Source organism: Ferrimicrobium sp., assembly GCA_022690815.1.
Taxonomy (GTDB): Bacteria; Actinomycetota; Acidimicrobiia; order Acidimicrobiales; family Acidimicrobiaceae; genus Ferrimicrobium.
Genome location: JALCZJ010000007.1, coordinates 18643 through 31115 on the forward strand (window position 1 = coordinate 18643; position 12473 = coordinate 31115).

Genomic DNA, 12473 nt, shown 5'->3' on the forward strand with positions numbered 1-12473 from the left:
CTGAACTTTTGTAGGGTGATCTCCAACAAATGTCAGGTTATTGGCCGGCTAATGAACGTAGATACTCTCGGAATTGTTGCCGCGTTATCTGTTCGTCAGCGATGTCGAGTAGGTCCGGTGGAGTTTGGTCTGAGAGGATGACGAGCCCACAGGTAAGGGCGGTAAGCGTCGGCAACAGTTGCAGGGGCGCCACGTCGCCTTGATCGTCGCCAGCGTACAGGACGGCTCGGTAGGTGCCGCTCAAGCGACGTAACACGGCATCTTTGGATGCGTTCTCCCCAATCACTAACTCGACGACGGATTTACCGAACTCGTGGGTGATGTTGGCCTCGGTGACCGCACGGGCCCAAGCCGTTACCGCTGACGCCAACTCCGGGGCGCGCCGGTAATGGAGTGCAACCGAACTGGGTTTGACCTCGACGAGTACAGTCGTTGGCAGTTCTCGAGCAGCCCGGCGGGCAAGCTCATCCCGTACGGCGAGATTTTGGCCATCGATCGTCTCAGGGCGCCCGTAGTTGCCGATCAGTGTTGCTTTGATGCCCGCTAGTCGTGAGCGCAGGAATTCGGTAGGACGGCCAGAAATGACGACAACGTTGGACTGCTCTCCAAGCGCTTGTAGGGGCGTTGTCAGTGAAGGATCGAGCTGCGCCTGTTGGGGAGTTGCGACGATCGGTGCGAGTGTGCCGTCGAAGTCGAAGGCAAGCAGCGCTGCCGTAGGATCGTCGCGGTAGGCATTGCAGAAATCAGCGAATTGCGGCACTGATCGTCTCAAGCCACTTCGTCCATGTATTCGCCTTCGTCCAGGCCGTCAGGGGAGCAAGGTCACCGCCGAGGTGGGCCCTCTCCAGTGCCTCGGCGGTTGCAACGATATCGAGGGGGTCGATCAACTCAACCCATTGACCGATATGTTCTGCGGCACCGGTACCGGTCGAGAGGACGATCTGCGCATTGGGTTTGGCGGCGAGTGCAGCCTCAAAGACAACCAGGTTCAGTCCGTCGCGTAGCGGGTTGACCAGCAGAGTATCAAAGAGCTGGTAGCTCGCGAGACTGCGCTTTGGCCGATCAGAGAGGTCGAGATGGATCGGTTGCCATCCAGATCGACTCCAATGGTCGTTTACTTCACCAACCGACGTCGTTAGTTCCTCTACGAGCCGACGATATTTAGGAATCATGCTACGTGATGGGTAGGCGAAGAGCAGAGCCCTGAACCCGCCCACGGCCTTGGGGTTTCGCCGCAAGAACTCATCGATCGCCCAGACACCTCGAACTAGGTTTTTTGAAGGCTCGATGCGGTCGACGCGAAGTAGCGTAGGCAAACCCATGGTCAGCCCTGCCATTTGCTCTTTCTCACGTGCTACATCGGCATCGTCGAGGGAGTTCACGATGCTTTGGGTGTCCGCCGGTATCGGTGCAACGATGGTCGGGGGCAGGGCAGGACCAACTGCACCAAACGAGTCTATGAGATTCTGCTCCCATTGATGGGCGTGGAGCCCGATCACGTTTGCGGCTGAAAAACTGGTGGCGAGTTCGTCTCGTACGGTAGCTGGCATGAGTTTCGACTCGGCAGCCGTGCAGATTGGTGTGTGAAAGAATAAGGCAATTGGGCCATCAAAGCCGAGGGAGCGCAGCATGTGTGGTACGAGCATAAGGTGGTAGTCATTGATGATGACCATGGTGTCGGTGAGATCAATCCTCCAGGCCGCTTGGGCTAATTGAGCATTGAAACGGCGATAGTGCTCGTAGGCGTCAAAGAACTGATGATTGAAAATAGGCTCAAAGCTCAGGTCGAACAGACCGTGGAACAAGTACCAAAAGTATTGGTTGGCCACGATCTCGTACGCTATTCGATGATCGTCGGCATCGACAGATGTAGGGGTAAGGCCCAAATGGATTGCTCGGTACTGTCCCATTCGTGCAGCTTCGAGTTCTGCCTGGGTGGAGATGGGGAAGAGCCACCGGATCTCGGCGTCCCCTTGGTGCTCCATGAGGCCGAGAAGCCCGCTCGCGAGTCCACCACCTGAGCGCACGAGAGTTTGACCGTCCTCCCCGAGTTGCACGGGTCCCCTGTTGGTGACGAAGAGGTATCGAATGATGCGTGACATGGTAAATTCTGTGCTCTAGTGTAGTCGACATAAGTCTGGCGGTCATGAGGTTGGCGTATCGGTGTGAAAGTTCTTGCTGCATTCGATAGTTTCAAGGGGACGGCGTCGGCTCGTGCGATTGGCGACTCTTTGCAAGGCGTGCTCGCTGACCATGAGGTTGTTGTCTGTCCACTCTCGGATGGTGGCGAGGGTCTCCTTGATGTGTTGGCGGAACGTTTCGACGAGGTCGCCACCGTCGATGCTCTGGGGCGGCCATGTGTGGCCAAACTCGGATTTTGCGGAACTGAGGCTATCGTTGAGACTGCACAGGTCGTCGGGCTCGCCAACGTGGGCGGAGCCTTGGCTAACGATCCAGTGAGGGCGGATTCATTCGGCATCGCCAGCGTTCTCGAGTCGGCACTGCGTGCGAACCCCACGGCCATCGTCGTTGGTTGCGGAGGTTCAGCTATCACCGATGGAGGGCTGGGCCTTGTTCGCGGTGCTGTGGACCTCGGTCTGGTTCCAATCCCCATCCCGCTTAGGGTCGCTCTTGACGTGCGTACTTGCTTCACCGAGGCTGCCGTCATTTTCGGTCCACAGAAGGGAGCCGACGAGATCGCGGTGCGACTCTTGACACAGCGGCTGATCGCGTTGCGGGGCTGGTATCAACGCTGGTACGGCGTCGATTTGGACGAACACGACGGCACTGGGGCCGCCGGTGGACTTGGTGGCGCGTTGTTGGCGATCGGGGGTGCTTTGGTCTCCGGCTTCGCCGAGGTAGCCGACCGAGTGGGGCTTGACACCTACCTGCGAGATGCGGATCTGGTGCTGACTGGTGAAGGCCGCTTGGATGCGACGTCGCTGGAGGGAAAGGTCGTTGGCGGTGTGCTCGAGCGCGTGGAGCGGATTCACGGCCATGCGGTGGTGGTAGTCGGTTCAACAGATGAAGCTACCGCTCGCTTGGTGCAAGCCCGAGGCCATAGCGTTCTGGCGCTAGATGAACATTTTGGAATCGAGCAAGCGATAGCGAACCCCTTAGATTTGATTGCAGAACTTGTCGCGTCGATCGTTGCGTCGACCAACTGAGTAGGTGCGCTCGTTCGACAGGATCTGGTTGGTTTTCTGCGGCCATTGGATTAGGCGTCTGCGGCGACGAAACGACCTGCGACGCTGATCAAGCGCCAACCGTGATGGCAAGCGATGAGCCGGCTAACGTGCGATGGACCTTGTATCACCCCCGGTCAGTCTCAGTAGGTGCGTTGAGGTACGATCGAGGGTCATCGGTCATCAAAGCGACGATGCATCGGTTGCTTGACCTGTAGGTAGATTTTGTCAATCGGCCGCGTTGTGTGCGCTTCATCGCCAACAGCGAGACTGCGACCTACCAATCCTTGCGACGCAGTTTCAGGGTGTCTTCGTCTGTTTACTGTCTCGTGGAGCCAATCAATCGGGCGTGGAGTGCGACGGGTTGTAAGAGAGATGTGCTTGGTCGATGATGGCGGTCAGGGGAACTACGCCTCCGATAATGCAGCGGGCCAGGAGAGGCTCGTGAAGGTATGGAGAGCTTCGTAGGGGTCCTGGAGGGACGCAAACAGCGCCCGAATCACCTGTCGTGATTGTTGCGAAAGGGTGGAGAGTGGTTGGTGCGGATGTTGCTTAACGCCGAAGGGAATTTCGGTGATCGCTTGACGTCCGTAACGTTGGGCAATCGAGATCAACAAGGCGATGTCGACCCCATAGTCGGTTGGCAAGTCGAGCGTCATCACATCGCGGTGGTAGAAGGCCATCTCGCCGCTCAATGGGGACACCAGATCGGCACAGGTTGGATAAAAGATCTCAAGCAAGGGTTTGGCGACCAATTCGGTTACCCTGCCACTCGAATCGGCTGAGTTGTCGTAAGCTGCCTTACTGAGTCGTAGCCCCTCGTGTCGAACGAGTCCGAAGACGAGTTCGCCCAGCTGTTCCCGTTGCAGGGAGCCTAAGTCCGCGTCGCAGGTCACGACGATGTCGGCTCGAGTTTGATACCAGCCTGCTCGCAACGCCTTACCCTTTCCTGGCTGGTCGTCACTGACCGTGAGTACGTGAACCCCTTGGTGGCGACGGGCGACATCAGCAGTGTTGTCAGTCGACCCGTCATCGACAACAATGATCTCATCGAAGATCGACCGCGGATCTGAGATGACAGTCTCGAGCACATGCCCGAGGCGCGGTGCCTCGTTGCGAGCGGGAATCACAAGCGCAACGGTCAGAGTCTGGTTCGAACGAGGGTTGACGACCACGAAGGAACATCCTAGGAGTAGTTGTGTGCCTAGGCGCAGCTGGTCATGGGCGCCCAGGTTGTGTTGCCCGAACCCGTTCGGCCTCTCATCGTCGTGATGTGTGTCCAAGCCGTTAGCTTGAATCGGTTTTGCGTGGCGCACAGGTGCATAGTTGGCCGCTCGCCTTGCTAGGATATTTAGCACTCTCATTAGTAGAGTGCTAGTTTTGTTCAACACACTAGCTTCGATAGAGACAATGGAGGCAAAGTAGCTATGGCTAAGCTGATTCTGTTCGATGATGAGGCTCGACGCAAGCTCGAGTCAGGGATGAACCAGCTCGCTGACGCGGTGCGGGTTACCCTCGGACCCAAGGGACGCAATGTTGTGCTCGACAAGAAGTGGGGAGCACCGACCATCACTAATGATGGGGTTTCCATCGCAAAAGAGATTGAGCTCGAGGATCCCTTTGAGCGCCTTGGTGCGGAGCTCGTTAAAGAGGTAGCGAAAAAGACCGATGACGTTGCTGGTGATGGTACGACCACCGCAACAGTGTTGGCATGGACGATGGTCCGCGAGGGACTCAAGAATGTCGCCGCAGGAGCCAATCCGATGCAGCTCAAGAGTGGTATCGAGTTAGCAGTGGACGAGGCAATTATCTCGTTGAAGAGTCTCGCTCGCGAGACCGAGTCGAGAGAGCAGATCGCTCAGGTCGCCTCCATCTCCGCAGCGGACTCAGAGGTCGGACAGATGATCTCGGAGGCAATCGAGCGGGTTGGCAAGGACGGGGTAATCACCGTCGAAGAGTCTCAGACCTTCGGAATGGAGATCGACCTGGTTGAGGGTATGCGCTTCGATAAAGGGTATATCTCGCCGTACTTCTCCACCGACCCTGAGTCGATGACGGCAGTGCTCGACGATCCTTATATCCTCTTCTACAGCTCAAAGATCTCCGCGATTCGCGACGTCTTGCCGGTACTGGAAAAGGTGATGCAGGCGGGTAAGCCTCTACTCATTATCGCGGAAGATGTCGACGGAGAGGCTCTTGCCACGCTGGTGGTCAACAAGATTCGGGGCACATTCCGTTCAGTGGCGGTAAAGGCCCCTGGATTCGGCGATCGACGCAAGGCGATGATGCAAGATATGGCCATCCTCACGGGCGGACAGGTGATCTCGGAAGAGGTTGGTCTCAAACTCGAGAACACCACGCTCGATCTCCTCGGTCGGGCACGGCGAGTGGAGATCTCCAAGGACGAGACTACCATCATCGAGGGTGCCGGTGACGATGCCGATATCAAGGGTAGGATCGCTCAAATCAAGAACGAGATTGAGACTACGGACTCTGATTATGACCGCGAGAAGCTCCAGGAGCGGCTTGCCAAGTTAAGTGGTGGCGTCGCTATCATCAAGGTAGGAGCTGCAACTGAGGTCGAACTCAAAGAGAAGAAGCACCGTATTGAAGATGCTGTCTCCACGACGAAGGCAGCCATTGAAGAGGGTGTCGTTCCAGGTGGTGGTGTGGCTCTCCTGCGTGCACAAGAGGCGGTCACCCAACTTGCCGACAAGCAGGTTGAGGCCGATGTCGCGACAGGCGTACGTCTCGTAGCCAAGTCACTTGAGGGTCCGCTGCGTCAGATTGCGACGAACGCAGGTCTTGATGGTGGTGTTGTTGTAGAGAAGGTACGTTCGTTGAAGAACCGTGCCGACGGGCTCAACGCTGCCACAGGGATTTATGAAGACCTGTTTGCTGCTGGCGTCATTGATGCCGTCAAGGTGACCAGATCCGCCCTTCAGAACGCTGCCTCGATCGCAGCATTGTTCTTGACGACCGAGGCTGCCATCGTGGACAAGCCCGAGGAGAAGGCGCCTGCTATGCCACCAGGAGGCATGGAAGACTTCTAGTCGCACTAGCGATCAAAGTAACAACGGGCGGCGCTATCTTGCGTCGCCCGTTGTTCGGTTTTGACCGACGCGGCCATAGTGGCGCTACATCAAGATCTTGCCACGGCCTCGATGAAGCTTGGCCATTGGCGCGATTGTCGGTACCTGGTTCGATGTTTCTAGAGTGGATTGAGTGAACGAAGAGCGGCCAGCAACGCTGCGGAAACGGTGGTTGGTTGTGATGAAGGAGAAAGAGCTGTGAAACCGATGAATACAGATGGTGTCGAGGGTGCCGATAGCGCCGAAGATGGTGACCAAGCCATCAGTGGTTCCCAAGTTGTTGAAGGGCTCAATGTGTTGCACCTCTTCGGAGATGCAGATGCAAATTTTGACCCTGAGCTCGCAACGGCGCGGGTCAAGCAGGCGGGTGATCGTGGAACTGATGTGCTCACCGTCGCCACGCTTGGGCATCGATGTGAAGTCGCCGTTATGGCGCTCGATCGCGATCTGTTGAATCTGCGTCGACTCCAACTCGAGCTCCGTCGATCAGGACTGATTTTCACGGATTCATTCTTCTCGATCACCGAGGTGTCTGAGTATGCACGCAACATCACTGAGGAGCGTAAGCGGCCACGCCTTTACCCGAAACTTCCTCCAAAGGGTAAGGATGCCTGGTGCTTCTATCCGATGTCAAAGCGTCGCAATGTCCAACAAAATTGGTACTCCTTGGAGTTCCACGAGCGGGAACGCCTCATGGGAGAACACGGCTCATCTGGGCGAAAGTTCGCCGGTCGCGTCACCCAGTTGGTTACCGGAGCAACAGGTGTCAGCGACTGGGAGTGGGGCGTGACGCTCTTTGCCCGGCACCCGGACGATCTGAAGGATGTCGTCTACACCATGCGTTATGATGAGGCATCGGCGACCTATGCCGAGTTTGGTCCGTTTTACGTTGGTATTCTCCAGGAGCCAGAGCAGGTCTTCGGATCGCTTGTCATGGGGGCGTAACGCGAGCTGTCGGGCTTGCGGCTGGTCTCGGATCGCTCCCGACGAGTTAGGGTGATGGGTGTGCAAACATCCTCGATACAATCTGCAATTGCTGAACTTGAGCGTTGGTTTCGTGACGCTGGCCGGGTTGTGGTGGCGCTCTCGGGTGGCGTCGATTCAGCGGTGTTGGCGGTGTTGGGCCATCGCGTCCTTGGCAAAGACTCCCTGGCCATGACGGCCGTCTCGCCTTCGTTGGCTCGCGATGAGCTCGAAGGTGTTCGGAGATTGGTGAATCAATGTTCGCTGAATTACCGCGAGATCCGGACTGACGAAATTGATGACCCGCGTTATGTCCAGAACGGTCCAAACCGGTGCTACGTCTGCAAAAGCCATCTCTTTGCTGAGCTGGAGCCGGTCGCACGCTCGCTCAACGCGACCATGGTCGTCGGAACCAACCTTGATGATCTGGGTGATTATCGTCCTGGGTTGCGGGCGGCCCAAGAGTTTGGTGTTGGGTCGCCCTACCTCGATTGTGGCGTCAACAAGCAGATGGTCCGCTCGATCGCGCGTGCCATCGGCCTTGAGGCACTCGCTGAGAAGCCTGCCTCCGCCTGTTTGGCATCCAGGATTCCATATGGGGTGCCGGTTACTATTCAGCGGCTTAGTGCCGTCGAGCGCCTCGAGCAATTTCTCCATCGGTTGGGCCTGTCGTCGGTACGTGTCCGCCACCACGGTGAGATTGCTCGTATCGAGGTGCCAGTGGAGGTTGGGCCGTCCATCTGGCAACATCGAGAGCAAATTGTCGCTGAAGCCGAGCGGCTCGGTTTCCTCTATAGTACGCTCGACTTAGCAGGATTCCGTAGCGGCTCCATGAATCGAGTGCTTGAGAGGACGACGGGCGATGAAGAGGATCGTCAAGCTTTGGTATGAGGGGACGTTGATCGGCGAGCCGATCATCACCGAGTTGGTCAAGCGTTTTACTATCACGGCCAACATCAATCGTGCTACGATCGAAGACGACCTCGGTTGGATTATCTGCACCTTGGAGGGAGAGTCTCAAGCTATCGGTGAGGCGATGGACTGGCTTGTTTCGATCGGTATCGAGGTGGAGCTCATGGGGGCAGAAGAGGGGATGACATGATGTTGAGTGAGCGGATGACCTCTGGGGAGTTTGAAGGGATTTCTTCAGCCTTTCTGGCTGCCTTGCTGGTTGCCCTGCCTTCGTATTTTGCCAGGCTTGAGGCAGAGCTTGTGCGCGAAGGTGAGGTGGACGTCGACTGGCTGGGAGGGCTGCAGTCAACAGTCGAGGCTGGGCTCACCGAACTCTTGGGGCGTCCCGCTGAAGCTCAACAGGAGCCCCCAGTGGGCCTTATCCGTCGGCTGGTAATAGAGGCACTGTCCGATAACGGCTGTAATCAATGCATGCAGAGGCTACAGCGGCGCGGGCTCTTGCCAGCGAGTGCTGTCGATATCGATGCTGATCTCGGTCCTGTGCATCTCGCCTGGGGGGTGGCAAAGGCACGAAGAATGCGAATACTGACACAAGGCTCCTCTTCGGAGGACTAAGGAGCGTCCTAATCGTCCTTCGATTTCGGGATCTCCCAGCCAATTTTGGTCACTCGCGTGCGGGCCTCGTAGAAGAGGCAGTCTGCTGGGCAAGCGAACGGAAGTTCGAGGTTGGCCTTCAAGCGACACCGTTGGATGCGCTCACCGGAGGGGATCGTTTGCAGGACGTAGTGTTTGCAGGTCTCTTGGACGGCCATCTCCACAGCGTACCAGTCCTAGTCTTACAGAAGGTAAAGAAACGAGTTGGAGCGTGGATTCCGTGACGGATGAGGAGCAGATAGGGAGGATTCGACAGAACGTTGGCGGGGATGAACCACCAAGGATGACCATTTCTGGTCGCAGTCTATCTGACTGGGTCCTCTCACTGACGGCCATTGCACGTACGGGACTCGCGTTTACCGATTCGCTGTACGAGCGAGAACGGTACGAGGAAATTCTTAAAGTGGTGACTCGTATGCAGGCCACGGCCGTCGACGCAGGTGGTGGTGTGGACCCTACGGTTTTCGATGAAGGCCCTAAGGGCGTGGCTGGCTATGTGACGCCCAAGACCGCCGTTGGTGCTATTGTTCTCGATGCAGCACGCAGGGTCCTTCTGGTCAAGCGGTCCGACAGCGGTGTGTGGCTTTACCCTACTGGCTGGGCCGATGTCGGATATTCGTCGGCCGAGGTTGTTGTGAAAGAGGTCCATGAGGAGACGGGTATCAGGTGTACGCCCACTCGATTGTTGGCGGTTCTGGACGGTATGCAGCTCGGATTCACTCGAGTGGCGATGTACAGCACGATCTTCCTGTGTCGTGCCGACGGCGGCCAGCTGACGGCGCATCCGCTTGAGACTTCCGGCGTAGGCTGGTTTGAGCTGGACGAACTGCCGAGCCATGTTGCCCACCTCTTTACGCTGCCCTGGCTCGCGTGGATCAAGGATGAAAGCGAGCCTCCGCCGACCTATTTTGATCCAATTCGGCCCGATCGGGTCTCATAGCGGGCAGGTCGCCTAGTCCTCTTGTTGTCGCCGCAGGAAGCGCTCAGCCTCAATCGCGATGGTATCGATAGAGGATCGGACGTCGAGTTCCTGCTCATAATTGGACTCGAGCGATGAGATGTAGGCAATGAGGTCCGGATCTCGTGCAACGAAATCTCGCACCTCTTGGTCGGTGTCACCAAGTTCGTCTCGCAGCTGGCGAAAGTCCTCCTCCATGCCCAGGAGAATTTCAAGCTGGCGCAAGAGTGCGAGCGCGGAGCGTTGCGCTGGGAACTGACTGAGGTAATGGGGCACCTCGACCCAGAGGGAGACGATCTCGGTGCCATAGGCCGTCGCGGCGGATTGGAGAACGCTCAAAAAACCGGTGGGTCCTTCGTATCGCGGGCTGTCGAGCCTGAGTGATTCAGCGACGGACGGCGAACTTGCGTAGCCGAACAGCCGGGGAGGCTTAGTATGCGGAGCAGGTGCCAGAAGGGATCCGAGTGTGATCACTCGATCAACCGCCAACAAATTCGCGACCGAGAGCAGTTCGGTGGACGCGGTCTTCCATCGGAACTGCGGCTCCGGGCCGAAGAGGAAGAATACGGGTCCATACCGCTTGATCGCCGCCTCGCCAAGGACTAGCGTACTCCAACGAAGCTCGGAGATGCCGCGGTGATCGATTGTGACCATCGGGCGAACCATGGAAAAGTCGTAGAAGTTCTCTGGATCGAGATAGGCGAGGTCGGTCAGCGCGAGGGTGGAGGCGATCTGGTTGTAAGCAATCGTTGCGGCGTCACCTGCGTCTGTCCACCCTGAAAGGGCGGCGATGAGTGTCGCGGGCTTGCGGCGTTGGCCAACCCGCCTGTGCCAGACGATATCTCTCATCGTCTCTATGCTAGTGGCAGATGGTGAAAAGAGAAGGTGAAGTAGAGGAGTTTTGATGGAAGCGGTATCGGATTGGCATGTCGAGCAACCGACCCAGGCCACCCAGGAGCTTGTCGTGGCTATCAACCAGCTTCTGCCCCAGCTTTCGAGTCGGGCATCGCTCGTGACGAGTGAGGGGCTTCAGGAGGTGCTGTCGGCCCCTTCGTCGCATCTCTACGTTGCGCGACACAGCTCCGGGGTGATAGGCGGGATGCTCACCCTGGTGGTCTTTCCGATTCTTACGGGCTGGCGGGCCTGGGTTGAGGATGTCGTGGTTGATAGCGCATTTCGGGGCGAGGGGGTGGGGCGCTTGTTGACCGATCACGCAATCGCCCAAGCGCGTAACCTTGGGGTGGCAACCATCGATCTGACGTCGAGATCGACGAGAGTGGCTGCTCACGGCCTTTATGAGTCGGTCGGGTTTGTAGTTCGCGACACAAGTGTGTACCGTTTTGTAGTGGAGGCAATGTAAAGGCCGTTTATACAGAAGAGGTGGAAGAGGATAATATGGCTGAGTCAATCACGATCACAGATAATCGAACGGGTGAGTCGTTTGAGGTGCCCATCGTCGACGGTACGGTGTCGGCGCAGCAGTGGAACAAGCATTTGCCGGGTATTTGGTTCTTGGATCCCGCACTGGTGACGACGGCGATGTCGGAAAGTTCGATATCCTATCTTGACGGTGATGCAGGGATTCTTCGATATCGGGGTTATCCGATCGAACAGCTGGCGGAAAAGTCGACGTATCTGGAGGTCGCCTACCTCCTGCTCAATGGGGAGCTCCCAACCGAGGCGCAACTTGCAGCCTGGGTTGATGAGGTCACCCATCACACCTTTATCCATGAGAACGTTCGCAAGCGCTTTCTTGAGGGTTTCCATTACGATGCACACCCGATGGGGATCCTGGTATCGGCTGTGGCGGCCCTCTCAACGTTCTACCTGGATGCCAAGGAGATCTTTGATCCCGAATCCCGACATCGTCAGATTGTCCGACTCATCGCAAAGATGCCGACACTGGCTGCAGCTGCCTATCGATTTTCCCAAGGCATGCCCTTTGTCTACCCCGACAATGCCTTGAGTTTTCCTGAGAACTTTTTGTCGATGATGTGGAAGATCGCCGAACCCCGTTACGAGGCTGATCCACGCTTGATCCGTGCCGTAGATGTCCTTTTCATTCTCCATGCCGACCACGAACAGAATTGCTCGACGACGGCTATGCGTGTTGTGGGCTCTGCGCATTCGGACCCCTACTCCTCTGCCGCGGCTGCCTGTGCCGCGCTCTATGGGCCCCGTCACGGCGGTGCGAACGAGGCTGTTGTGAAGATGTTGGGTGAGATTGGGAGTATCGAGAACGTTCCTGACTTCGTGCGTGCCGTCAAGGAGGGTCATGGGCTTCTCCAAGGATTCGGACATCGAGTCTACAAGAACTATGATCCGCGCGCAAAGATCATCAAGAGTGTTGCCTACGACGTTTTTGATGTGACCGGCAAAAACCCGCTGCTAGACATCGCTTTGAAGCTGGAGGAGGTGGCGCTCTCTGATGAGTACTTTATCTCGCGGAAGCTCTACCCGAACGTTGATTTCTATTCTGGACTGATCTATCAGGCGATGGGTTTCCCGGTCGATATGTTCCCGGTATTGTTTGCGATTCCGCGTATGTCGGGCTGGCTCGCACATTGGCAGGAGCTGCTTGATCAGGACGCGAAGATTGCGCGGCCTCGCCAGCGTTACATCGGTGCAGATAAGCGCGATTTCGTGCCGATCAGCGAACGGTAGCTCGCTCAGAAAGATCAACTGTGCCCGCTTCCGTCCGCATGACTC

13 protein-coding genes are annotated in these 12473 nt (G+C 57.1%); 9 read left to right on the forward strand and 4 right to left on the reverse strand.

Annotated features, from left to right (window positions below; translation table 11 throughout):
* Positions 1–37: 37 nt before the first annotated feature.
* Both MP439_03375 and MP439_03380 read right to left on the reverse strand, forming a co-directional pair.
* The gene (locus MP439_03375; protein MCI2975101.1) at positions 38–772 is read right to left on the reverse strand and encodes a hypothetical protein; all 735 of its coding nucleotides are present in this window, start codon (positions 770–772) and stop codon (positions 38–40) included.
* Positions 744–2102 (reverse strand): trehalose-6-phosphate synthase, encoded by a 1359-nt coding sequence (locus tag MP439_03380; GenBank protein MCI2975102.1) that lies wholly within the window; start codon positions 2100–2102, stop codon positions 744–746. Before MP439_03380 ends, MP439_03375 begins: the two co-directional genes overlap by 29 nt.
* A 63-nt stretch (positions 2103–2165) precedes the next feature.
* Between MP439_03380 and MP439_03385 the strand changes: the two genes are divergently transcribed.
* Positions 2166–3167 (forward strand): glycerate kinase, encoded by a 1002-nt coding sequence (locus tag MP439_03385; GenBank protein MCI2975103.1) that lies wholly within the window; start codon positions 2166–2168, stop codon positions 3165–3167.
* A 425-nt stretch (positions 3168–3592) separates the two neighbouring features.
* Here the strand turns inward: MP439_03385 and MP439_03390 are convergent, their stop codons facing one another.
* A complete protein-coding gene (locus MP439_03390) occupies positions 3593–4360 on the reverse strand; it encodes a glycosyltransferase (protein MCI2975104.1) in 768 nt (255 codons plus the stop codon).
* A 252-nt stretch (positions 4361–4612) separates the two neighbouring features.
* On the opposite strand from MP439_03390, the gene groL reads away from it, so the two are divergent.
* The 6 genes from groL to MP439_03420 all read left to right on the forward strand — a co-directional run bounded on the left by groL (position 4613) and on the right by MP439_03420 (position 9746).
* Positions 4613–6238: a chaperonin GroEL gene (gene groL / locus MP439_03395; protein ID MCI2975105.1), complete on the forward strand. Its 1626-nt coding sequence runs from the start codon at positions 4613–4615 to the stop codon at positions 6236–6238.
* Positions 6239–6484: 246 nt separating this feature from the next.
* Complete coding sequence (locus MP439_03400; protein ID MCI2975106.1) at positions 6485–7222, forward strand: chlorite dismutase family protein; 738 nt, start codon at positions 6485–6487, stop codon at positions 7220–7222.
* Between the two features lie 60 nt (positions 7223–7282).
* Positions 7283–8131: an ATP-dependent sacrificial sulfur transferase LarE gene (gene larE / locus MP439_03405; protein ID MCI2975107.1), complete on the forward strand. Its 849-nt coding sequence runs from the start codon at positions 7283–7285 to the stop codon at positions 8129–8131.
* Positions 8103–8342, forward strand: a complete 240-nt coding sequence (locus tag MP439_03410) for an NIL domain-containing protein (protein ID MCI2975108.1) — start codon at positions 8103–8105, stop codon at positions 8340–8342. The genes larE and MP439_03410 overlap by 29 nt, the downstream gene beginning before the upstream one ends.
* Positions 8339–8767 carry a hypothetical protein gene (locus tag MP439_03415; protein ID MCI2975109.1) on the forward strand — a complete coding sequence of 143 codons (429 nt, stop codon included), beginning with the start codon at positions 8339–8341 and terminating at the stop codon, positions 8765–8767. Before MP439_03410 ends, MP439_03415 begins: the two co-directional genes overlap by 4 nt.
* 250 nt (positions 8768–9017) lie before the next feature.
* A complete protein-coding gene (locus tag MP439_03420; protein ID MCI2975110.1) occupies positions 9018–9746 on the forward strand; it encodes an NUDIX hydrolase N-terminal domain-containing protein in 729 nt (242 codons plus the stop codon).
* 12 nt (positions 9747–9758) lie between these two features.
* Here the strand turns inward: MP439_03420 and MP439_03425 are convergent, their stop codons facing one another.
* Positions 9759–10613, reverse strand: a complete 855-nt coding sequence (locus tag MP439_03425) for a PAC2 family protein (GenBank protein ID MCI2975111.1) — start codon at positions 10611–10613, stop codon at positions 9759–9761.
* A 55-nt stretch (positions 10614–10668) separates the two neighbouring features.
* Here MP439_03425 and MP439_03430 point away from each other — a divergent pair, with 55 nt between their 5' ends.
* On the forward strand, positions 10669–11124 hold the full coding sequence (locus MP439_03430; GenBank protein MCI2975112.1) for a GNAT family N-acetyltransferase: 456 nt from the start codon (positions 10669–10671) through the stop codon (positions 11122–11124).
* A 35-nt stretch (positions 11125–11159) separates the two neighbouring features.
* The gene (locus MP439_03435; protein MCI2975113.1) at positions 11160–12428 is read left to right on the forward strand and encodes a citrate synthase; all 1269 of its coding nucleotides are present in this window, start codon (positions 11160–11162) and stop codon (positions 12426–12428) included.
* Positions 12429–12473 lie beyond the last annotated feature (45 nt).

Bases quoted from the DNA above. Each gene is read 5' to 3' on its own strand.
- MP439_03380 (MCI2975102.1), bottom strand. From the start codon at position 2,102: ATGTCACGCATCATTCGATACCTCTTCGTCACCAACAGGGGACCCGTG.
- groL (MCI2975105.1), top strand. From the start codon at position 4,613: ATGGCTAAGCTGATTCTGTTCGATGATGAGGCTCGACGCAAGCTCGAG.
- MP439_03400 (MCI2975106.1), top strand. From the start codon at position 6,485: ATGAATACAGATGGTGTCGAGGGTGCCGATAGCGCCGAAGATGGTGAC.
- MP439_03410 (MCI2975108.1), top strand. From the start codon at position 8,103: ATGAAGAGGATCGTCAAGCTTTGGTATGAGGGGACGTTGATCGGCGAG.
- MP439_03415 (MCI2975109.1), top strand. From the start codon at position 8,339: ATGATGTTGAGTGAGCGGATGACCTCTGGGGAGTTTGAAGGGATTTCT.
- MP439_03425 (MCI2975111.1), bottom strand. From the start codon at position 10,613: ATGAGAGATATCGTCTGGCACAGGCGGGTTGGCCAACGCCGCAAGCCC.
- MP439_03430 (MCI2975112.1), top strand. From the start codon at position 10,669: ATGGAAGCGGTATCGGATTGGCATGTCGAGCAACCGACCCAGGCCACC.
- MP439_03435 (MCI2975113.1), top strand. From the start codon at position 11,160: ATGGCTGAGTCAATCACGATCACAGATAATCGAACGGGTGAGTCGTTT.